Source organism: Ideonella alba (assembly GCF_018069845.1).
GTDB classification, from domain to species: Bacteria; Pseudomonadota; Gammaproteobacteria; order Burkholderiales; family Burkholderiaceae_C; genus Ideonella; species Ideonella alba.
Window position 1 is genome coordinate 35,786 of record NZ_JAGQDD010000013.1, and the last position, 19,519, is coordinate 55,304.

Consider the following 19,519-nt stretch of genomic DNA (forward strand, 5'->3'; position numbering starts at 1 on the left):
GCTGGTGCGGGGCGCCTCAGCGCTTCATGGCCTCGACGGGCACGTCGTCAGGCAGACGCAGGCAGGGCAGGCGCTCGATCCAGGCGCTGAGCAGCCGCTGCTGGCGCTCGCGGTGGGCGGCAAATTCGTCCTGGCCGATGTGGACGTTGCCCTGTGGATCGGGCAGCACCACCCGGCCCTCGACCGCGAACAGGCGGTCGTGCACCAGCACATGGCGGCGCACCAGCGGCCAGACGCAGTCACGCAGGAACCACTGGTCGACGTTGGGCGTCTCGGCCTGGCGGCTCTGGTAGGCCGTCAGCAGCGGCCCCAGGTCGGGCAGCACGCCGGCCACGCCGCCCCACAGCCCGGCGAGCATCAGGTCGGTGTGGGTCCACCAGTCGCGGATCACATGGAACCAGCGGCCCGAGGCGATCCAGTCGTCGACCGCGCGCACCTCGCGCAGGCTGAAGACCGAGTCGCAGTCGCGCACCACAAAGCGCCCCACCGCGGGGTCGTTGGCCACCAGGAAGCGCCAGCACAGGCGCTGGCGCAGCGACTGCCCGGAGGGCATCACCCGCACATCCACCATCAGCGAGCGCATCACATTGACGAATGCCTCGGGCACGGTCTCGTCCAGTGACAGACGCATCACCCAGCCCGGGTAGAGGTCGGGCATCAACAGCGCATTGCGCAGCGCGCCGCGCAAGTAGCGCGGGTTGGCGCCCCACAGCGAGAACGACACCACCGAGGTCTTGCCCTGCACCTGCTGCGCCAGCGGGTGCGGCGGCGGCTGCCAGGGTGGCTCGGGCTCGGGCAACGCGCGGTCCTTGGTGTCCAGCGACAGGCGCCCGGCCTCCAGGGCCTCCGCGCGCCGGCCCACGCGCATCAGCGACTTGGCCCGCAGGTCCAGCGCCAGCGGCAGATCGGGCTGCAAGGCCAGCACCCGCTCGGACAGCGACAGCACCTCGGCGTGGCGGCCCAGGCGCTGCTGGCAGACAGCCAGGTTGATCAGGGCCTCCTGGTGCTCGGGCTGCTGGCGCAGCAGCTGTTCCAGCACCGTGGCGGCGCCGCCGTAGTCACCGATCAGGAAGAGGTAGTAGGCCAGCTGCAGCACGCGCGGCGCCGGCTTGCGTTCGCCGAAGCCGTTGATCGCCGCCACGGCCGCCTGGATGGCCGGCATGCGCTGGCCCGCGCGCCACAGGCGTTCAGCGGGCTGGTCCCAGCCCTCGGGCATCGGGCGCGCAGGGGTGTTGTCGGCCATGGGGCGAGGCTAGCATGCGGGCGATGACCGCGCCTGCTCTTCGCGCCACGCCCGCCCAGCGCCAGCGGCTGCGCGCGCTGTGGCGCTCGGCCGGCTGGCCCAGCCGCGACATGCTGGAGCTGGAGCTGATCGGCGCCGGCTGGGTCGAGCGGCTGCTGGACGGCGAGGGCCGCGAGACGCTGCGGCTGACCGATGCCGGCATCGCCCAGCTGCTGGACGCGCGCCGGCGGCACCAGGCCGCGCGCGGCGCGCACGAGGACCTGGTCGCGCAGGTCGCGCAGGCGATGCAGCGCGACGGCCGGCTGGCCTGGCGCGGCCTGGCGCTGCGCGCCCCGCTGGTCGAGCCCGAGGCGGCCGGCGGCAGCCGCACCCGCTGGGTGGTGGCCATGCCGGATGTCTACTCGATCCGCCACACCACCCGCGAGGACGCGCTGCTGCCGATCGCCCACGAGGTGAAGGTCTCGCGCGCCGACCTGCTGGCCGACCTGCGCCGCCCGGCCAAGGCCGAGGCCTACCGCGCGCTGGCCAGCGAGTGCTGGTACGTGCTGGCCGCGGGCATTGCGCAGGCCGACGAGATCCCGCCGCTGTTCGGCGTGCTGCAGGCCACGCCCGGCGGCGCGCTGGAGGTGTTGCGCCCGGCGCCCCGGCGCCCGTTCACGCCGCAGCTGGGCCTGTGGATGGCACTGGCCCGCGCCACGCCGGAGCCGCCGGACGAGGAGAGTCCCCAGGCGCCGCTGGGCCCGGTGGCGTAGCAGAATCGGGCCCCGACCGCGGAGCCGACATGAAACACACTGCCCTGATCGCCACCCTGCTCTGTGCGCTGGCCGGCCCGGCGCCTGCCGCTGTGCCCTCGGGCCCGAACGCCGTGGCCTGGCTCAGCGCCGAGGCCGACGCCGACATCGAGCGCGCCTTTGCCCAGGCCCGCGAGCAGCGCAAGCCGGTGCTGCTGTACTGGGGCGCGGTGTGGTGCCCGCCCTGCAATCACCTGAAGTCCACGCTGTTCAACCGCCAGGACTTCATCGAGCGCAGCAAGTCGGTGGTGCCGGTCTATCTGGACGGCGACGCGCCTGGCGCGCAGAAGCTGGCCAGCCGCTTCAAGGTGCGCGGCTACCCCACCATGATCCTGATGGACCCGCAGGGCCAGGAGCTCACCCGCCTGCCCGGCGAGATCGACGCACCGCAGGTGCTGCGCGTGCTGCAGCTGGGCCTGTCGGGCGGGCGGCCGGTGTCGGCAGTGTTGGCCGACGCCCGTGCCGGCAAGTCGCTCAAGCCCGCCGAGTGGCAGCTGCTGGCCTTTTACAGCTGGGACACCGACGAGGACCGCCTGGTGCCCGAGGCCGAGCGCCCCGGCCTGCTGGCGCAGTTGGCCGCGGCCTGCCCGAAGGCCGAGCGCGACAGCGCCGAGCGCCTGCTGCTGCGCGCGCTGGCCGCCAGCAATGAGCAGCACGGCCTGCGCGCCGATGCCGCCACCCGCCAGCGGGTGCAGGCGCTGATGGGCCAGCCGGCCCGCGCCCGCGCGCTGATGGATGTGCTGGTCAACTACCCGGCCGAGCTGGCTGCGGCCGCCGCCCCGACGGCCGGCGCCGATCGCGACGCCCTGGTGGCGGCCTACGACCGCGCCCTGCAGGCCCTGCAGGCCGACGCCACGCTGTCGCGTGCCGACCGCCTGAGCGCGCTGATCGCCCGCATCGACCTGCAGCGGCTGGGCCAGCCGAAGGACAGCAAGGCGCCCACCCTGCCCGCGGCGCTGAAACAGCAGATGCGCGACACGGCCGCTTTGTTCGACCGCGACGTCAAGGATGGCAACGAGCGCCAGACCGTGATCACCGCCGCCGCCCACGGCCTGGCTCGTGCCGGCCTGTGGGCCGACAGCGACGCGCTGCTGAAGGCCAACCTGGCGAAGAGCCACTCGCCCTACTACCTGATGAGCCAGCTGGCCAGCAATGCGCGCCAGCAGGGGCGCACGGCCGAGGCGGTGGACTGGTCCGGCCAGGCCTTCGAGCGCGCCAGCGGCGGCGCCACCCGGCTGCAATGGGGTGCCGCCTACGTCAGCACGCTGGTCGATCTGGCGCCGCAGGACAGCGCGCGCATCGAGGCCGCCGCCGCGGCGATGCTGAAGGAAGCCGCCGGCCAGAACGCCGCCTTCCACGAACGCAGTGCGCGCTCACTGCAGCGCATGTCCAGCAAGCTCGCCACCTGGAACGCCGATGGCAGCCACGCCGCGGTGATCGGGCGCCTGCGCGGCCAGCTCGGGCCGGTGTGCCAGGCGCTGCCGGCCGCCGATGCGCAGCGCGCCACCTGTGACGCGCTGCTGAAAGGCTGAGGCCGTCAGCGAGCGCTTACTTGATCAAGCCTTCGGCCTGCATCGCCGCCTGCACCGCCGGGCGGGCCGACACGCGGGCCCGGAAGGCCGCCAGGTTCGGCAGATCGCTGATGTCGATGCCAGTGGGCGCGGTCCAGTTGCTGACCACGAAGAGGTAGCTGTCGGCGATCGTGAAGGTGTCGCCGGTCAGGTAGTCGCGGCCGGCCAGCTGGCTGTCGACCCAGGCCAGGCGCTCCTTCAGGCGGCCGGCAAAGACCGGCTTGGCCTCGGCCGGCACGGCCGGGTTGAACAGCGGCGAGAAGCCCTTGTGCAGTTCGCTGGTGACGAAGTTCAGCCACTCCAGCACGCGGTAGCGCGCCATCGTGCCGGCGGGCGGCACCAGGCCGCTGGCCGGGGCCAGGTCGGCGATGTACTGCTGGATGACCGGGCCCTCGCTGAGGCGCTCACCGTTGTCCAGCTCCAGCAGCGGCACCTGGCCCTTGGGGTTGATGGCCAGGAAGTCGCTGCCGTCGGCCAGCTTCTTGGTCTTCGTGCTGGCCAGCGCCAGATCGAAGGGCAGGCCGGTCTCGCGCAGCGCGATGTGCGGGGCGAGCGAGCAGGCGCCAGGGCTGTAGTAGAGCTTCATTGGAAGGGTTCCATCAGTGGTCAGGGGGGCCGATGCTGCCAGCAAGCGCCCCCCGTTCGCAAGGGCTGCGTGCCCGCACGGGCGCACACGGCTGTGGTGCGGCCACCCAACGGCGGTGTGTCATCGCCGCGCTGCGGTGGTCGGCGCCTTCGGCTCGGTATACATTCGCAGTTTCTGGGGAGCCAGGTCCACGGCGTCGCCGCAGAGCGGCCCGGGACTCGGTGGCGCGGTCCGGCTCGGCCGCGCGGTCATGCGATGGTCGATGGGCGCAACATGACGAGGAGTCGGCACCAGGTGCCGGTCAGCACGGGGGCGACCCCAGGCGGGTCTGCCGCCGGCCTGTCAGCGCCCACTTGGCGGGGGCGTGCGCTCCAGGCCGTCCTCGCGCCGACGTCGCGCCCGCGACGGTGGCGCCTGGGTGCCGTCGGCGCGCAGGCGCCGCAGCGCCTTCAGGATCGTCGCCTGCCAGGGCAGCGCATGAACAATGGCATTCAGGTGCGCCGCGGCGCGGCTGGCGTGGATCGGCTCGTGCTCCTGCAGGAAGCACAGGTTCGAGTTGATGCCCAGCGGGTCGGCCAGCACGACGATGCCGTCGTCGATCAGCGCCCAGTCCCAGCCCAGCCGCACCATCGGACCGGCCTCGATCGACTGCCAGGTGGTGTAGCCCACTTCGCGGGCGCGGGGCAGCTCAGGCTCGTCCACCGTGGTGTGCAGGTGGCGGAATCGGGTGGGGGGGACGTGGCAGGTGGGCCATTCGACCTGCGGCAATGCCAGGGTGCTCCAACGGTACATGGTTCCTTCCTGGGCCGGTTTGTCCGGCGCGATGTGTCGTGCCGTCATTGTCTGGAGCGCGCTGGTGGGGTCAACCTGCCTGGGTTGATAGGGCTGACCCGGAGGGCGTCATGGTGATCGCCACCGAGTACCTGGACGCCCGCGACGCCGCCAGCCTGGTCGACCTGGAAGGCGCGCTGATCCGCTTTGCCCAGCGGCGCGACTTCGCCACCGTCAGCGCGGTGGTGGTGGTGGACCAGCCCGACGGCGACGCCACCTTCGTCTCGGTGGGCAACATCCCCGAGGCCTTCTATGCCGCACACAAGAACCGCGACAACTCGCGCCGCGACCCGGTGCTGCAGGCGGTCAAGCACCAGACGCTGCCGGTGGTCTGGGACCAGGCCACCTACGTGAAGGCGGGCGCGTCCGACCTCTGGGAGGAGCAGGCGCCCTTCGGCTTCCACCAGGGCATCGGCCTGGCCATGCACGCCGGTGGCCTGCATTACCTGCTGGGTGTGAACGGTCCAGGTCGGCTGCCCGACAGCGTGGACACGCTGACCTCGCTGGTGGCCGAGCTGCAGCTGATGGCGGTCTACAGCCATGACGCCGCGCTGCGCCTGATCCGCGTGCCCGAGCCCGAGGAAGACAACGTCAACCTGACCGCGCGCGAGCGCGACGTGCTGACCTGGACCCTCGAGGACAAGAGCGCCTGGGTGGTGGGCAAGCTGCTCAGCATCAGCGAGCACACGGTGGCCTTCCACCTGAAGAACGCGATGCGCAAGCTGGGCTGCGCCACCAAGCATTCGGCCGCCGCCAAGGCGGTCCGACTGGGCCTGATCACCCCGCCTAGACGATAGGCGCCAACTTGTCAAGCTGCCACGGCGCGTAGCTGCCCGCAGGGCGGGCTCGCTGGTGCAATGACGTCATTCCAGAACGGATTGCCGTCCAGACACCAGGAGTCGAGCCATGAACCCAATCGCTGTCATCGCGTCGCAACGTGACTTCCCCCGCACCGGCGGTTGGTGAGTCGCGCCAGTGCGCGTCCTATATCTACAAGCAGTGGTGAGGTCGTCGTTGGGACACCCCGCCAGACAAGGCGACGAGACGGAGGCCACCATGGATGCCACGCCCGTTCGCTGACAACGAGATCCCTCCACAGCCCGCGCGGCCTCGCGCCTGACGGGCTGAGCTTGGACCCGGCAGGCCTTGCGCCTTCCGGGTCGTTTTTCTTGGGGCGGTGTCAGTCCTTCTTCATCGAGCAGGTGCTCATGCCCAGCAGCGGGTAGGCCGGGCAGAAGCGGGTCAGCCCGGTCAGCAGGGGCACGACGCCAATCCAGCCCCAGACACCGATCTGGCCAGCCAGCGTGAGGCCGATCAGCACCAGGCCGACGAGGATGCGGGCGATGCGGTCAATGCCGCCGACGTTTGCAGTCATGGTGAACTCCTTCCAGCGTTGATCAAGGCCCTGTGCCGGGCCAGGCATGCGCATGGTGCCCGCAGCGGACCCGCCCGTCTGTGACCGCCGTCACTCAGCGCCCTGGCCGGCCGCCAGGCGGCGCAGCGCCGGGGCGTCGAGCAGCTCGATGCGCTCGCGGCCCAGGCTGAGCCAGCCGGCGCGCTCGAAGCGCTTGAGCAGCCGGGTGACGATCTCGCGCACCGTGCCCAGCTCGTCGGCCAGCGCCTGGTGGGTGACCAGCAGCGGGCTGCCGTGGCCCAGCAGCGCGGCCGCCAGGCGCTGGTCCAGGCGCTGGAAGGCCACCGCCTCGGCCAGACCCATCAGATCGGCCAGGCGGTCGCCAAAGACGCCGAAGACAAAGCGCCGGAAGCCCGGATCGACCGCCCAGGACTCGAACCCCGCGCGGCTGAGCACGACCAGCTCGGTGGGCTGCGTGGCATGGCCGTGCGCCACCAGCGGGCTCTGGCCGAACAGCCCGGCGGTGGAGGCCACGCACAGCTCCCCCGGGGTCACCCGGTACAGCTCCAGCGAGCGGCCGCCCTGCGAACCACGCGCCACCCGCACCTCGCCGCTGAGCAGCATCGGAAAGCCCTGGCAGGGTGCGCCCTCCTCGAACAGCGGCGTGCCCGGGGGCACCGTCAGCACCATGGCGTGCGTGGCCAGCACGGACTCGCGCAGCGCAGCCGGCAGGGCGGCCACGGCGGGGTAGGCCTGGCCCAGCCGGTCGGCCAGGCTGAGGGACGGCGGGGCATCGGTCATGGGCGGAGTGTAGAAGCGCCACCGGCCGCGCTGTTGCGGGCTATGCTGGCGATCAGAACTATCAAATGGCGCCGCTTGATAGTTTTTCTGACAATGGGCCCCATTGCAGCACAGGAGTGTGTCCATGGCCAAGTCCGCCGCCTTCGGCATCGTCCACATCGCCACCTCGTTCGGCGTCGGCTACGCGCTGACCGGCAGCCTGGCGCTGGCCGGCGCGATCACGCTGGTCGAGCCGCTGGTCAACACCGTGGCCCACTACGGCTTTGACAAGGCCTGGGAGCGCTGGGCCGTGCCGCGCCGGGACGCGGCGGTCAGTCCGACGGACGCGTCTGCGCTTCCAGCCCACTGAGCCAGCGCATCGCCTGCTCGCGGCTGTCGCCGCACATGTCCTCGCAGGGCTGCAACGACGCGCACACCGCCGGCCGCTCCGGTCGGCCGAAGATCCGGCAGCGGTCGGCCTCGTCCAGCTGCACGCAGCGCACGCCCGCTGGCTTGCCCTGCGGCATGCCGGGGATGGGACTGCTGATCGACGGCGCGATGCAGCAGGCGGCGCAGCGGGGGCGACAGTCCATGCCGCGATTGTCCCTGCCGCCGGGCGGGCGTGCACGCCGGCGGGCCGCCCACTAAAATCACGGGTCCCCCTGACGCCGGAGACGCTGCGCGCGCGACGCCGCAGCCGCCGGCCCCTGCCCGCCCATGATCTATCCCCAGGAATTCGACGTCATCGTCGTCGGTGGCGGCCACGCCGGCACCGAGGCCGCGCTGGCCGCCGCCCGCATGGGCGCGGCCACGCTGCTGCTGAGCCACAACATCGAGACGCTGGGCCAGATGAGCTGCAACCCGTCGATCGGCGGCATCGGCAAGGGCCACCTGGTCAAGGAGGTCGACGCGCTGGGCGGCGCGATGGCGCTGGCCACCGATGAAGGCGGCATCCAGTTCCGCATCCTCAACGGCAGCAAGGGCCCGGCCGTGCGCGCCACCCGCGCCCAGGCCGACCGCATCCTGTACAAGGCCGCGATCCGCCGCCGGCTGGAGAACCAGCCGAACCTGACGATCTTCCAGCAGGCGGTGGACGACCTGGTGGTCGACGGTGACCGCGTCACCGGCGCCGTCACCCAGCTGGGCATCACCTTCCGTGGCCGGTCCGTGGTGCTGACCGCCGGCACCTTCCTGGACGGCAAGATCCACGTCGGCCTGGCCAACCACGCTGGCGGCCGCGCCGGTGACCCGCCGGCCCAGCGCCTGTCGGCCCGGCTCAAGGAGCTGAAGCTGCCGCAGGGCCGGCTGAAGACCGGCACGCCGCCGCGCATCGACGGCCGCACGATCGACTTCAGCCGCCTGACCGAACAGCCCGGCGACGGCGTGCCGCTGGTGGGCCGCTGGGGCGAATCGGCGCCCACCGGCCCCGAGGTGCCGGTGTTCAGCTTCCTGGGCTCGGCCGCGATGCACCCGCGGCAGCTGCCCTGCTGGATCACCCACACCAACGAGCGCACGCACGCCATCATCCGCTCGGGCTTTGACCGCAGCCCGATGTTCACCGGCATCATCGAAGGCGTGGGGCCGCGCTACTGCCCCAGCATCGAGGACAAGATCAACCGCTTTGCCGACAAGGACAGCCACCAGATCTTCCTCGAGCCCGAGGGCCTGACGACCAACGAGTTCTACCCCAACGGCATCTCCACCTCGCTGCCCTTTGACATCCAGCTGGCTGCCGTGCGTTCGATGACCGGTCTGGAGAGCGCCCACATCCTGCGCCCCGGCTACGCCATCGAGTACGACTACTTCGACCCGCGCGAGCTGAGCAGCACGTTCGAGACCCGCGCGATCCGCGGCCTGTTTTTCGCCGGCCAGATCAACGGCACCACCGGCTACGAGGAGGCCGCCGCCCAGGGCCTGTTCGCCGGCGCCAATGCTGCCGCCCAGGTGCTGGGCCGCCCCGCGCTGAGCCTGCGCCGCGACCAGGCCTACCTGGGCGTGCTGGTCGATGACCTGGTGACCAAGGGCGTGTCCGAGCCCTACCGCATGTTCACCAGCCGCGCCGAGTTCCGGCTGCAACTGCGCGAGGACAACGCCGACGCCCGCCTGACCGAGCTGGGCCGTTCGCTGGGCCTGGTGGACGACGTCCGCTGGGACGCCTTCAACCGCAAGCGCGACGCTGTTTCACGTGAAACCGAACGCCTGAAGTCCACTTGGGTCCACCCCGGCATCTTCCCGGCCGAGGCGGCCGAGCCGCTGCTGGGCAAGGCGATCGAGCGCGAGTACAACCTGGCCGACCTGCTGCGCCGACCCGGCGTCAGCTTCGACACCCTGACCGCCATCGCCGCCACCGCCCGCCCGGACGCCGGTGTTTCACGTGAAACCTTGCGCGCCGAGCTGGGCGACCTGCTGGCCGACACCGTGGTCGAGCAGGTGGAGATCGGCATCAAGTACGCCGGCTACATCGACAAGCAGCAGGAGGAAGTCGAGCGCGCCCAGGCCTATGAGCACCTGACCCTGCCGCCGGAATTGGACTACAGCCAGGTCACCGCCCTCAGCCATGAAGTGCGTCAGAAGCTCGCCCGCCAGAAACCCCAAACGCTGGGCCAGGCCGCCCGCATCTCCGGCGTGACGCCGGCCGCCATTTCGCTGCTGCTGGTCCACCTGAAGAAGAAGCGCTTCAAGGGCTTCGACGGCCACACCACCGCCACCCCGGAAACCACACCGCCGTGAGCCACCCGCACGCCGCCGCGCTGGCGCGTGGCATCACCGCCCTGGGCCTGACACTGCCCGAGGGCGCCGAAGCCCAGCTGCTGGCCTACCTGGACCTGATCGCCCGCTGGAACCAGGTCTACAACCTGACCGCCGTGCGCGACCCGGCGCAGATGCTGACCCAGCACCTGCTGGACTGCCTGGCCGTGGTGCAGCCGCTGCGCCAGCAGGCTACCGCCCTGGGCCACGCCGATGACCTGCGCCTGCTCGACGTCGGCAGCGGCGCCGGCCTGCCCGGCGTGGTGCTGGCCATCGCCAACCCCGGCTGGTCGGTCACCTGCGTCGACACCGTCGCCAAGAAGGCCACGTTCATCCGCCAGGTGGGTGCCGAGCTGGGCCTGCGCCAGCTGCAGGCGGTGCACCAGCGGGTCGAGACCATGAGCGGCGCGCCCTACGCGATGATCACCTCGCGGGCCTTCGCCTCGCTGGTCGACTTCATCACCCTCACCCGCGGCCGCCTCGCACCCGGCGGCTGCTGGGCCGCCATGAAGGCCCACCTGACCGAGGACGAGCGCCAGGCCGTGCCGACGGATGTGTCGATGTTCCACGTGGAACGCCTGACGGTACCCGGGCTGGACGCCGAGCGCTGCATCGTCTGGCTGCGGCCCGCGGACTGATCCTCCACAGGCCGTCCACCCCTGTTCCACGGCCTGCCCACAGGCGGATCCACAGCCTTGTCCACAGGCCGCTGCAGTATGCTGGGGCCATGGACCTTCCCAGCCTCAGCGGCCCGTTCATGGGCATCGCCGACTACCCGGCCTTCTGCGCCGCCATCGTGCTGTTCCTGGCCCTGCCCGGCCCCGGCACCTTCGCGCTGCTGACCAGCACCGCCAAGGGTGGCTTTCGCGCCGGCGCTGCCGCGACCTTCGGCATCATCGCCGGCGACCAGGTGCTGCTGTGGCTGGCGGTGGCCGGTGTGGCCGCGCTGATGGCGGCCTACCCTGCGGTCTTCGACGCAGTGCGCTGGGCCGGCGCCGCCTACCTGGCGTGGATCGGCCTGAAGCTGCTGACCGCCAAGGAGGGTGAATCGGCCAGCCCGGTGCGCATCGAGCCGCACCACTACTTCCGCCAGGCACTGCTGATCACCCTGCTCAACCCCAAGGCCATCGTCTTCTACATGGCCTTCTTCCCCCTCTTCATCGACCCCGCCCAGCACCGCGGCCTGCCCACCTTCGGCGCGATGGCCCTGACGATCGCCATCATCACCGCCGTCTACTGCCTGCTGCTGTGCGCCTTCGCCCAGGCCGTGGCCGAGCAGGTCCGCGCCCACCGCCGCGTGGCCCGCTGGCTGGAGCGGCTGGCTGGCGTGTTTCTGATCGGGTTTGGCTGGCGGCTGCTCAAGGACTGAATGCTGCCCACAGCGGCCGTAGGCCGCTGTGGGCAGAGCCCTATTCCGTTGAGCTCCCCCCAGCCCCCCTCCAAGAAGGGGGCTCCAGCATGAGCTTCGGGCCGGCCTGCCGGCCGGCGTGGCGCTGGCACGCTTGGCGCACCACCTTTTGTGGTTCTGACTGGAGCCACCCTCTTGGAGGGGGGCTGGGGGGAGCCCAACGTTCGGGGCCTTGGCCCACAGCGGCCTACGGCCGCTGTGGGCAGAAAGCCGCCAACCCGCCAGCGCTTCCAGCGACAATCGCCCCGCCCCCACGCGCCCACCCCAGCCCACCATGTCCCGCATCTTCTGCATCGCCAACCAGAAAGGCGGCGTCGGCAAGACGACCACCTGCGTCAACCTGGCCGCCGGTCTGGCCAAGGTGGGGCAGCGCGTGCTGCTGGTCGACCTGGACCCGCAGGGCAATGCCACGATGGGCTCGGGCGTGGACAAGCGCAGCCTGGAGATGAGCGTCTACGACGTGCTGCTGGAAAGCGCCAGTGTCGCCGAGGCCCGGGCCCGTGCCGAGAAAGCCGGCTACGACGTGCTGGGCGCCAACCGCGAGCTGGCCGGCGCCGAGGTGGAGCTGGTCCCCCTGGAGCACCGCAACGAACGCCTGCGCCGCGCGCTGAAGGCCGCCGAGGCCGACTACGACTTCGTGCTGATCGACTGCCCGCCGTCACTGAGCCTGCTCACCCTCAACGGCCTGTGCAGCGCCCATGGGGTGATCGTGCCGATGCAGTGCGAGTACTTCGCGCTGGAAGGCCTGACCGACCTGGTCAACACCATCAAGCAGGTCCACGCCAACCTCAACCGCGACCTGCAGCTGATCGGCCTGCTGCGCGTGATGTTCGACCCCCGCATCACGCTGCAGACCCAGGTCAGCGACCAGCTCAAGTCGCACTTCGGCGACAAGGTCTTCAACACCGTCATCCCGCGCAATGTGCGCCTGGCCGAGGCGCCCAGCTACGGCCTGCCGGGCGTGGTGTTCGATCCGGCGTCCAAGGGCGCCCTGGCGTTTGTCGAATTCGCGCGCGAGATGGTGCAGCGGGTGAACGCCTGAGCCGGCGCTAGACTCCCGCTCAGCCGGTCCACCGGCCGGGCCGCCCGCGCGTTGTGGGCGCTCACACCAACGCGCTTCCAGGGAGTCTGTCGATGTCCGTTCCTCACTTCGGGGCGCTGCGCCGCGCCGCCGCCGCGCTGTCCTGCCTGCTGCTGGCCGCCGCGCCGGCCTGGTCCGCCACCTCCAGCTACGCGGACGTGCCCGGCAGCGCTGATCACCCGCTGGTCAAGCGCTTCGCCGGCTCCACCCTGGTGGGCATCAAGAAGGCCGACTGGGACCAGGCGCTGCTGCCGCTGTCGGCACGTGAAAGCGAGGACGGTCGCTCCAGGCTGCTCGACACCCGCACCGTCGAGGGCAAGCTCACCCGCCTGGTCTACCTGGCGCCGCTGGGCAAGACCCCGCTGGAGGTGCACCGCAACTACGAAGCCGCGCTGCAGGCCGCCGGCCTGAAGAAGCTCTACGCCTGCGACCGCGACTGCAGCAAGCTCTACTTCTCGTGGACCAAGACCGCCGACATCGACGCCGGCATGACCTGGTCCAAGGGCTCGATCGCCAGCGTCAACAGCGGCACCTACAACGTGTCCTCGCCGCTGCATTACGACGGCCGCATGCTGGTGGGCAGCCTGAACCAGGGCGGCCGGGAGGTGTATGTGCTCACCTACACCTCCAGCGCCGTGGGCGACGACACCCGCACCACTGCCACCTACCTGGAGATCGTCGAGCCCAAGGCCATGCCCACCGGCCAGGTCGCGGTCGACGCCAAGGCACTGCAGGCCGGCCTGCAGAGCGACGGCAAGATCGCGCTGTACGGCCTGTTCTTCGACACCGGCAAGGCCGACATCAAGCCCGAGTCCAAGGCCCAGCTCGACGAGATGGCCAAGCTGCTGCAGGCCCAGCCGGCGCTGAAGGTCTACATCGTCGGCCACACCGACAACCAGGGCAGCCTGGACGCCAACCTGGCGCTGTCGCAGCAGCGCGCGCAGGCGGTGGTGGCCGCCCTGGGCGCGGCACCCTACAAGGTTGATGCCCGCCGCCTGCAGCCGCGCGGCGTGGCCAGCCTGGCGCCGCTGGCCAGCAACGCGGCCGAGGACGGCCGCGCGCGCAACCGGCGGGTCGAGCTGGTGCTGCAATAAGGCCGGGGCGTCGCGGGCCTCACAGGCCCAACGACTCCTCGCAGCCCAGGTGCACGTTCATCGCCTGCACCGCGGCGCCGCTGGCGCCCTTGCCCAGGTTGTCCAGCCGCGCCATCACCACCGCCTGGGTGTCGTTGGCGAAGACGAACAGATCCACCCGGTTGGTGTCGTTGCAGGCCTGCACGTCGAAGAAGCCGCCGGCCAGCGTGTCCGGGTCCGAGAGCGGCATCACGCGGATGAAGCGTTCGCCGGCGTAGTACTCGGCCAGCGCCTGCTGCAGCTGCGCACCGGTCGTGCCCGGCTTCAACATCGACAGATGCAAGGGCACACTCACCGCCAGACCCTTGTAGAAGCGGGCAACGATCGGCATGAACACCGGCGGCCTCGCCAGCCCGGTGTGGGCCTTCATCTCAGGCAGGTGCTTGTGCGCCAGCGCCAGCGCATAGGGGCGAGGCGCCGTCAGCGCCGCATCGCCACCCGCCTCGTACTGGGCGATCATGCTCTTGCCGCCGCCCGAGTAGCCGGTGATCGACGTGGCCGTGACCGGCGCATCGGCCGGCAGCAGCCCGGCCTGCACCAGTGGCCGCACCGCCAGCACGAAGGCGCTGGCGTGGCAGCCGGGGTTGGCGATGCGCTTGCCGGCGCGGATCGCGTCGCGCTGGCCCGGCGCCAGCTCGGGCATGCCGTAGGTCCAGCCTGGCACCGTGCGGTGCGCGGTGCTGGCGTCGATCAGGCAGGTCTTGGGGTTGGTGACCATCGCGGCCGCCTCGCGCGAGGCGGCATCGGGCAGGCACAGGAAGGTGATGTCCGAGGCATTGATCAGGCGCGCCCGCTCGGCCGCGTCCTTGCGCTTGTCGGCATCGATCTTCAGCACCTCCAGGTCCGCACGGCCCGCGAGGTACTCGTGGATCCGCAAGCCCGTCGTGCCTTCCTGGCCATCCACGAACACCTTGAACGTCATGTCGATCTGCCCCACGCGCACAAGCGGTGCGCAAGAATCCGAAGAACCGCTGATACTACGGTAGAAACCCACCCCATGAACACATCGCCCCGCATCCTGCTGCTGCCCGGTTGGCAGGACTCCGGTCCCACGCACTGGCAGAGCCGCTGGGAAGCGCTGCACGGCGACCTCCGCGTGCAGCAGCACGACTGGCTGTGGCCCAAGCGCGGCGACTGGATGATGCAGCTGGAAGAGGCCCTGCTGGCCGACGAGCGCCCCGCGGTGCTGGTGGCCCACAGCCTGGGCTGCCAGCTGGTGGCCGCCTGGGCCGCGCACAGCCGCCACAGCGCCCGGGTGGCCGGCGCGCTGCTGGTGGCACCGCCTGATATCGAACGCACCGATGCGCCGCCGCAGATCGCTGGCTGGGCGCCGATCATCCGCCGCGCGCTGCCCTTCCCGGCGATCGCGGTGATCAGCAGCGACGACCCCTTCTGCAGTAGCGAACGCGCCCACGAGATGGCCGGCGACTGGGGCGCCGCGGCGCTGGAGATCGGCCCGCTGGGCCACATCAACGGTGACTCCGGCCTGGGCGACTGGGCCGAAGGCCGCGCGCTGCTGCGCAGCCTGACCGAGCCGGTCGACGACGACGACGACTGATCGCCGACAATCCGGGAATGAACCCACCCCAAGCTCACTCCGTTCGCGGCCCCCGAGGGGCGCGTCAGCGCCTACGGGCGGCCGGGCGACGCTGACATGGCAACCAAGAAACCCAAGGGCCTGGGCATGGGCCTGGAGGCCCTGCTGGGCCCCAAGGTCGGCGACGGCCCCAAGCCCGCCGAGACCCGCGACGGCGCGCCGGCCACGCTGGCCGTGGGCCAGCTGCAGGCCGGCAAGTACCAGCCGCGCACGCGCATGGACGAAGGCTCGCTCTACGAGCTGGCCGAGTCCATCCGCAGCCAGGGCATCATGCAGCCGATCCTGGTGCGCCCGGTGGGCGACCCGGTGCTCGCGCGCTACGAGATCATCGCCGGCGAGCGGCGCTTCCGTGCCGCCCAGCTGGCCGGACTGAGCGAGGTGCCGGTGCTGGTCAAGCCCGTGCCCGACGAGGCCGCGGCGGTGATGGCGCTGATCGAGAACATCCAGCGCGAGGACCTGAACCCGCTGGAAGAGGCCCAGGGCCTGAAGCGCCTGGTCGATGAGTTCGGCCTGACGCACGAACAGGCCGCGCAGAGCGTGGGCCGCTCGCGCAGCGCCGCCAGCAACCTGCTGCGTCTGCTCAACCTGGCTGATCCGGTGCAGAAGCTGCTGATGGCCGGTGATCTGGACATGGGCCACGCCCGCGCGCTGCTGGCCCTGCCTGGCGCACAGCAGGTGCTGTCGGCCAACGAGATCGTCGCCAAGAAGCTGTCGGTGCGCGACGCCGAGAAGCTGGTCCAGCACGCCCTGAACCCCGGCCGCCAGACGCCGCTGCTGCGCGTCAAGCAGCAGAAGTCGCGCGACATCCTGCGGCTCGAGGAACGCCTCGCCGACCGCCTCACCGCCGAGGTCGAGATCCGCGTGCAGAAGAAGACCAAGCGCGGCGAGCAGGGCGAGATCGCAATCCGCTTCTCGTCGATCGACGAGCTCAACGGCCTGCTGGACAAACTCGGCGCGCTGGACGAGTGAGCGTCAGCCCGCCGCCGCCGCGCGCGGCTGCCGCGCCAGCCACAGCAAGCCCAGCGCCACCAGGCCGATCGGCAGCAGCGAACCCAGGTTCAGCCAGGTCCAGCCCTGTGTGGTGATCAGCGCGCCCGACGAGAACGAGGTGACGGCCATCACCGAGAACATCACCGTGTCCATCGCGCCTTGGGCGCGGTTCTTCTCCTCGGGCCGGTAGGTGCTGGTGAACAGCGTGGTGGCGCCGGTGAACAGGAAGTTCCAGCCCACGCCCAGCACCAGCAGCGCCCCCAGGAAGTCCATCACCGCCACGCCTGAGAGCGCCATCGCCACGCAGGCCGCGTTCAGCAGCACGCCCACCGCCATCACCGGCAGGGCGCCGAAGCGCTTGATCAGGTGGCCGGTGAAGAAGCCGGGCACGAACATGCCCAGCACATGCCACTCCAGCACCAGCGCCGCGGCCGAGAACGGGTGCTGGCACTGCGCCATCGCGATCGGTGTGGCGGCCATCAGCAGGTTCATCACGCCATAGCCCAGCGCGCCGGCCAGGATGGCGACGACAAAGGCCGGCTGGCGCGCCAGCTCGCGCACCGAGCGGCCCGGCGCAGCGCCCGGCGCCGGCGCCTGGTGCGTCGGGAATGCGATGAAGGACAGCGCCAGCAGCGCCAGCGCCGCCACGCCAATCAGCGCGATATAGGCGCCGGCAAACGGCACCGCCAGCCAGTCGCGCGTGGCACTGGCCAGGTTGGGGCCGGCGAAGGCGCCCAGGATGCCGCCACCCAGCACCCACGAGATCGCCATCTCCTTCTTCTCGGGCGCCACCAGCTCGGGCCCGGCGAAGCGGTAGAGCTGCGCATTGGCGTTGTAGAAGCCGGCCACCACGGTGGCTGCCAGCAGGGCCCAGAAGTCCTGCCGCCAGGCCGCCAGCGCGCACAGCGCGGCGGTCAGCATGGCCACCACCAGGCCCAGCTGGAACGAGCGCTTGCGGCCCCAGCGCGCCTGCACGCGCGCCACCAGCGGCGCGCTGAGCGCACCGCCCACCACATAGCCGGTCACCGGTAACGTCGCCATCCAGCCCACCGGCGCCAGCGCCAGGCCCACCAGGCCGTTGATCGCGATGAAGGTGACGTTGTTCGTGAGAAACAGGCCCTGGCACAAGGCCAGCAACGCGAGGTGGCGGTTCATGACCCCGATGTTCGCACCGGATTGGCGTCAACCCGCATGCACTCGGTGCGCGTTACAGCCATCATGGGGCTGTCCGGGCCGCTGCGGAACCAAAGCCGTGCGGCATGGTCCTTGCGAGAAATGCCAGGGCAAGCCGGCCTTTCTCGAGCCTTGATCGGAGTCCAACCCGCGAGAAGCTGCGCCCCATGCACTGACCACACGGAAAGCTCTGATGACGCCCGGGTCTGTCCAGCCGGGACGCCATCAGAACTTCCCCGACGCCCCGCCGGCCTGATCCCCGGCGCGCGCCGCCTGATGCCCGACAGGAGGTCTTGCATGGACGTGATCAGCAGCTTCGCCGCCCGCTACGAGCGCACCCGCGAGGAGGAAATGTCCCTCGAGGACTACCTCGCCGAGTGCAAGCGCAATCCGCTGGCCTACGCCACCGCCGCCGAGCGCATGCTCAAGGCGATCGGCGAGCCGCAGATGGTGGACACCCGCAACGACCCGCGGCTCTCACGCATCTTCGCCAACAAGGTCATCAAGATCTACCCGGCCTTCGCCGAGTTCTACGGCATGGAAGACGCGATCGAGCAGGTCGTCTCCTACTTCCGCCATGCCGCGCAGGGTCTGGAAGAGAAGAAGCAGATCCTCTACCTGCTGGGCCCGGTGGGCGGCGGCAAGAGCAGCATTGCCGAGCGCCTGAAGGCGCTGATGCAGGAGGTGCCGTTCTACGCGATCAAGGGCTCGCCGGTGAACGAGTCGCCCCTGGGCCTGTTCGACTTGGCCGAGGACGGCCCGCTGCTGGAAGAACAGTTCGGCATTCCGCGGCGCTACCTCAACCGCATCATGAGCCCCTGGGCGGTCAAGCGCCTCGAGGAGTTCGGCGGCGACATCCGGCAGTTCAAGGTGGTCAAGCGCTACCCCAGCATCCTCAAGCAGGTGGGCATCGCCAAGACCGAGCCGGGCGACGAGAACAACCAGGACATCTCCAGCCTGGTGGGCAAGGTCGACATCCGCAAGCTCGAAAGCTACGCCCAGGACGACCCCGACGCCTACAGCTACTCGGGCGGCCTGTGCCTGGCCAACCAGGGCCTGCTGGAGTTCGTCGAGATGTTCAAGGCGCCGATCAAGGTGCTGCACCCGCTGCTGACCGCCACCCAGGAAGGCAACTTCAAGGGCACCGAGGGCTTCGGCGCCATCCCGTTTGACGGCGTGGTGCTGGCCCACAGCAACGAGAGCGAGTGGAAGGCCTTCCGCAACAACAAGAACAACGAGGCCTTCCTCGACCGCATCTACATCGTCAAGGTGCCCTACTGCCTGCGCGTCAGCGAAGAGGTGAAGATCTACGAGAAGCTGATCCGCAGCTCCAGCCTGGCCGAGGCCAAGTGCGCCCCGGGCACGCTGAAGATGATGAGCCAGTTCGCCATCCTCACGCGCCTGAAGGAGCCCGAGAACTCCAGCCTGTACAGCAAGATGCAGGTCTACGACGGCGAGAACCTCAAGGACACCGACCCGCGCGCCAAGAGCTACCAGGAGTACCGCGACTACGCCGGTGTCGATGAAGGCATGAGCGGCATCAGCACGCGCTTCGCCTACAAGATCCTGTCCAAGGTCTTCAACTTCGACAGCCAGGAAGTCGCCGCCAACCCGGTGCACCTGATGTACGTGCTGGAGCAGCAGATCGAGCGCGAGCAGTTCCCCAAGGAGACCGAAGAGAAGTTCGTCGCCTTCATCAAGGAACAGCTCAGCCCGCGCTACGCCGAGTTCATCGGCAAGGAGATCCAGACCGCCTACCTGGAGAGCTACTCCGAGTACGGCCAGAACATCTTCGACCGCTACGTCACCTACGCCGACTACTGGATCCAGGACCAGGAGTACCGCGACACCGACACCGGCGAGGTCTTCGACCGCGCGGCGCTCAACGCCGAGCTGGAGAAGATAGAGAAGCCCGCGGGCATTGCCAACCCCAAGGACTTCCGCAACGAGATCGTCAACTTCGTGCTGCGCGCGCGGGCCAACAACCAGGGCAAGAACCCGGTCTGGACCAGCTACGAGAAGCTGCGCTCGGTGATCGAGAAGAAGATGTTCTCGAACACCGAGGAGCTGCTGCCGGTCATCAGCTTCAACGCCAAGGCCAGCGCCGATGAGGCCAAGAAGCATGAGGACTTCGTGCAGCGCATGGTGGCCAAGGGCTACACCGCCAAGCAGGTGCGCCTGCTGTGCGAGTGGTACCTGCGCGTGCGCAAGAGCAGCTGACAGACCCCCCCGA

Annotated in this window: 20 protein-coding genes; 12 read left to right on the forward strand and 8 right to left on the reverse strand. The window is 70.3% G+C overall.

Features of this window, described 5'->3' with window-relative positions; all coding sequences use genetic code 11:
- Positions 1–16 precede the first annotated feature (16 nt).
- On the reverse strand, positions 17–1,243 hold the full coding sequence (locus tag KAK03_RS16225) for a tetratricopeptide repeat protein (protein ID WP_210855248.1): 1,227 nt from the start codon (positions 1,241–1,243) through the stop codon (positions 17–19).
- Between the two features lie 23 nt (positions 1,244–1,266).
- Between KAK03_RS16225 and KAK03_RS16230 the strand changes: the two genes are divergently transcribed.
- Together KAK03_RS16230 and KAK03_RS16235 are read left to right on the forward strand one after the other, a co-directional pair.
- Complete coding sequence (locus KAK03_RS16230; RefSeq protein ID WP_210855250.1) at positions 1,267–1,995, forward strand: hypothetical protein; 729 nt, start codon at positions 1,267–1,269, stop codon at positions 1,993–1,995.
- 29 nt (positions 1,996–2,024) lie between these two features.
- Entirely contained in the window at positions 2,025–3,566 is a 1,542-nt protein-coding gene (locus KAK03_RS16235; RefSeq protein WP_210855252.1) for a thioredoxin family protein, read from the forward strand.
- 16 nt (positions 3,567–3,582) lie between these two features.
- Here the strand turns inward: KAK03_RS16235 and gstA are convergent, their stop codons facing one another.
- Positions 3,583–4,191 carry a glutathione transferase GstA gene (gstA, locus tag KAK03_RS16240; RefSeq protein ID WP_210855254.1) on the reverse strand — a complete coding sequence of 203 codons (609 nt, stop codon included), beginning with the start codon at positions 4,189–4,191 and terminating at the stop codon, positions 3,583–3,585.
- Between the two features lie 342 nt (positions 4,192–4,533).
- Positions 4,534–4,983, reverse strand: a complete 450-nt coding sequence (locus KAK03_RS16245) for a DUF4902 domain-containing protein (protein ID WP_210855256.1) — start codon at positions 4,981–4,983, stop codon at positions 4,534–4,536.
- Between the two features lie 110 nt (positions 4,984–5,093).
- Here KAK03_RS16245 and KAK03_RS16250 point away from each other — a divergent pair, with 110 nt between their 5' ends.
- Entirely contained in the window at positions 5,094–5,819 is a 726-nt protein-coding gene (locus KAK03_RS16250) for a helix-turn-helix transcriptional regulator (protein WP_210855258.1), read from the forward strand.
- A gap of 383 nt (positions 5,820–6,202) precedes the next feature.
- Here the strand turns inward: KAK03_RS16250 and KAK03_RS16255 are convergent, their stop codons facing one another.
- Positions 6,203–6,397: a YgaP family membrane protein gene (locus KAK03_RS16255; protein ID WP_210855260.1), complete on the reverse strand. Its 195-nt coding sequence runs from the start codon at positions 6,395–6,397 to the stop codon at positions 6,203–6,205.
- Positions 6,398–6,487: 90 nt separating this feature from the next.
- Entirely contained in the window at positions 6,488–7,177 is a 690-nt protein-coding gene (locus KAK03_RS16260; protein WP_210855263.1) for a Crp/Fnr family transcriptional regulator, read from the reverse strand.
- A 124-nt stretch (positions 7,178–7,301) separates the two neighbouring features.
- On the opposite strand from KAK03_RS16260, the gene KAK03_RS16265 reads away from it, so the two are divergent.
- Positions 7,302–7,526, forward strand: coding sequence for a DUF2061 domain-containing protein (locus KAK03_RS16265; protein ID WP_210855265.1), 225 nt, complete (start codon positions 7,302–7,304; stop codon positions 7,524–7,526).
- Here KAK03_RS16265 and KAK03_RS16270 read toward each other — a convergent pair.
- Positions 7,489–7,749, reverse strand: coding sequence for a YkgJ family cysteine cluster protein (locus KAK03_RS16270; protein WP_210855267.1), 261 nt, complete (start codon positions 7,747–7,749; stop codon positions 7,489–7,491). The two genes, KAK03_RS16265 and KAK03_RS16270, sit on opposite strands and share 38 nt — an antisense overlap.
- Before the next feature lie 124 nt (positions 7,750–7,873).
- Between KAK03_RS16270 and mnmG the strand changes: the two genes are divergently transcribed.
- From mnmG to KAK03_RS16295, 5 genes are all read left to right on the forward strand, one after another.
- Positions 7,874–9,886, forward strand: a complete 2,013-nt coding sequence (gene mnmG / locus KAK03_RS16275) for a tRNA uridine-5-carboxymethylaminomethyl(34) synthesis enzyme MnmG (protein WP_210855268.1) — start codon at positions 7,874–7,876, stop codon at positions 9,884–9,886.
- Positions 9,883–10,542, forward strand: a complete 660-nt coding sequence (rsmG, locus tag KAK03_RS16280; protein ID WP_210855270.1) for a 16S rRNA (guanine(527)-N(7))-methyltransferase RsmG — start codon at positions 9,883–9,885, stop codon at positions 10,540–10,542. Before mnmG ends, rsmG begins: the two co-directional genes overlap by 4 nt.
- An 89-nt stretch (positions 10,543–10,631) precedes the next feature.
- Positions 10,632–11,273: a LysE family transporter gene (locus tag KAK03_RS16285; RefSeq protein ID WP_247661211.1), complete on the forward strand. Its 642-nt coding sequence runs from the start codon at positions 10,632–10,634 to the stop codon at positions 11,271–11,273.
- Positions 11,274–11,586: 313 nt separating this feature from the next.
- The gene (locus tag KAK03_RS16290) at positions 11,587–12,354 is read left to right on the forward strand and encodes a ParA family protein (protein ID WP_210855272.1); all 768 of its coding nucleotides are present in this window, start codon (positions 11,587–11,589) and stop codon (positions 12,352–12,354) included.
- Positions 12,355–12,446: 92 nt separating this feature from the next.
- Positions 12,447–13,487 (forward strand): OmpA family protein, encoded by a 1,041-nt coding sequence (locus KAK03_RS16295; RefSeq protein ID WP_210855274.1) that lies wholly within the window; start codon positions 12,447–12,449, stop codon positions 13,485–13,487.
- 19 nt (positions 13,488–13,506) lie between these two features.
- Here KAK03_RS16295 and argC read toward each other — a convergent pair whose 3' ends face one another.
- Positions 13,507–14,448: an N-acetyl-gamma-glutamyl-phosphate reductase gene (gene argC / locus KAK03_RS16300; RefSeq protein WP_210855276.1), complete on the reverse strand. Its 942-nt coding sequence runs from the start codon at positions 14,446–14,448 to the stop codon at positions 13,507–13,509.
- 75 nt (positions 14,449–14,523) lie between these two features.
- Here argC and KAK03_RS16305 point away from each other — a divergent pair, with 75 nt between their 5' ends.
- On the forward strand, positions 14,524–15,084 hold the full coding sequence (locus KAK03_RS16305) for an RBBP9/YdeN family alpha/beta hydrolase (RefSeq protein ID WP_210855278.1): 561 nt from the start codon (positions 14,524–14,526) through the stop codon (positions 15,082–15,084).
- Positions 15,085–15,180: 96 nt separating this feature from the next.
- Positions 15,181–16,092 carry a ParB/RepB/Spo0J family partition protein gene (locus KAK03_RS16310; protein WP_210855280.1) on the forward strand — a complete coding sequence of 304 codons (912 nt, stop codon included), beginning with the start codon at positions 15,181–15,183 and terminating at the stop codon, positions 16,090–16,092.
- Positions 16,093–16,095: 3 nt separating this feature from the next.
- On the opposite strand, the gene KAK03_RS16315 is transcribed toward KAK03_RS16310, so the two are convergent.
- Positions 16,096–17,268: an MFS transporter gene (locus KAK03_RS16315; RefSeq protein WP_210855282.1), complete on the reverse strand. Its 1,173-nt coding sequence runs from the start codon at positions 17,266–17,268 to the stop codon at positions 16,096–16,098.
- Between the two features lie 315 nt (positions 17,269–17,583).
- On the opposite strand from KAK03_RS16315, the gene KAK03_RS16320 reads away from it, so the two are divergent.
- A complete protein-coding gene (locus tag KAK03_RS16320; protein WP_210855283.1) occupies positions 17,584–19,506 on the forward strand; it encodes a PrkA family serine protein kinase in 1,923 nt (640 codons plus the stop codon).
- The last annotated feature ends 13 nt before the right edge of the window (positions 19,507–19,519 follow it).

Excerpts from the sequence above, each read along its gene's own strand:
- KAK03_RS16225 (WP_210855248.1), bottom strand. The coding sequence starts at position 1,243 with ATGGCCGACAACACCCCTGCGCGCCCGATGCCCGAGGGCTGGGACCAG.
- KAK03_RS16230 (WP_210855250.1), top strand. The coding sequence starts at position 1,267 with ATGACCGCGCCTGCTCTTCGCGCCACGCCCGCCCAGCGCCAGCGGCTG.
- KAK03_RS16235 (WP_210855252.1), top strand. The coding sequence starts at position 2,025 with ATGAAACACACTGCCCTGATCGCCACCCTGCTCTGTGCGCTGGCCGGC.
- gstA (WP_210855254.1), bottom strand. The coding sequence starts at position 4,191 with ATGAAGCTCTACTACAGCCCTGGCGCCTGCTCGCTCGCCCCGCACATC.
- KAK03_RS16245 (WP_210855256.1), bottom strand. The coding sequence starts at position 4,983 with ATGTACCGTTGGAGCACCCTGGCATTGCCGCAGGTCGAATGGCCCACC.
- KAK03_RS16250 (WP_210855258.1), top strand. The coding sequence starts at position 5,094 with ATGGTGATCGCCACCGAGTACCTGGACGCCCGCGACGCCGCCAGCCTG.
- KAK03_RS16255 (WP_210855260.1), bottom strand. The coding sequence starts at position 6,397 with ATGACTGCAAACGTCGGCGGCATTGACCGCATCGCCCGCATCCTCGTC.
- KAK03_RS16260 (WP_210855263.1), bottom strand. The coding sequence starts at position 7,177 with ATGACCGATGCCCCGCCGTCCCTCAGCCTGGCCGACCGGCTGGGCCAG.
- KAK03_RS16265 (WP_210855265.1), top strand. The coding sequence starts at position 7,302 with ATGGCCAAGTCCGCCGCCTTCGGCATCGTCCACATCGCCACCTCGTTC.
- KAK03_RS16270 (WP_210855267.1), bottom strand. The coding sequence starts at position 7,749 with ATGGACTGTCGCCCCCGCTGCGCCGCCTGCTGCATCGCGCCGTCGATC.
- mnmG (WP_210855268.1), top strand. The coding sequence starts at position 7,874 with ATGATCTATCCCCAGGAATTCGACGTCATCGTCGTCGGTGGCGGCCAC.
- KAK03_RS16285 (WP_247661211.1), top strand. The coding sequence starts at position 10,632 with ATGGACCTTCCCAGCCTCAGCGGCCCGTTCATGGGCATCGCCGACTAC.
- KAK03_RS16290 (WP_210855272.1), top strand. The coding sequence starts at position 11,587 with ATGTCCCGCATCTTCTGCATCGCCAACCAGAAAGGCGGCGTCGGCAAG.
- KAK03_RS16295 (WP_210855274.1), top strand. The coding sequence starts at position 12,447 with ATGTCCGTTCCTCACTTCGGGGCGCTGCGCCGCGCCGCCGCCGCGCTG.
- argC (WP_210855276.1), bottom strand. The coding sequence starts at position 14,448 with ATGACGTTCAAGGTGTTCGTGGATGGCCAGGAAGGCACGACGGGCTTG.
- KAK03_RS16305 (WP_210855278.1), top strand. The coding sequence starts at position 14,524 with ATGAACACATCGCCCCGCATCCTGCTGCTGCCCGGTTGGCAGGACTCC.
- KAK03_RS16310 (WP_210855280.1), top strand. The coding sequence starts at position 15,181 with ATGGCAACCAAGAAACCCAAGGGCCTGGGCATGGGCCTGGAGGCCCTG.
- KAK03_RS16315 (WP_210855282.1), bottom strand. The coding sequence starts at position 17,268 with ATGAACCGCCACCTCGCGTTGCTGGCCTTGTGCCAGGGCCTGTTTCTC.
- KAK03_RS16320 (WP_210855283.1), top strand. The coding sequence starts at position 17,584 with ATGGACGTGATCAGCAGCTTCGCCGCCCGCTACGAGCGCACCCGCGAG.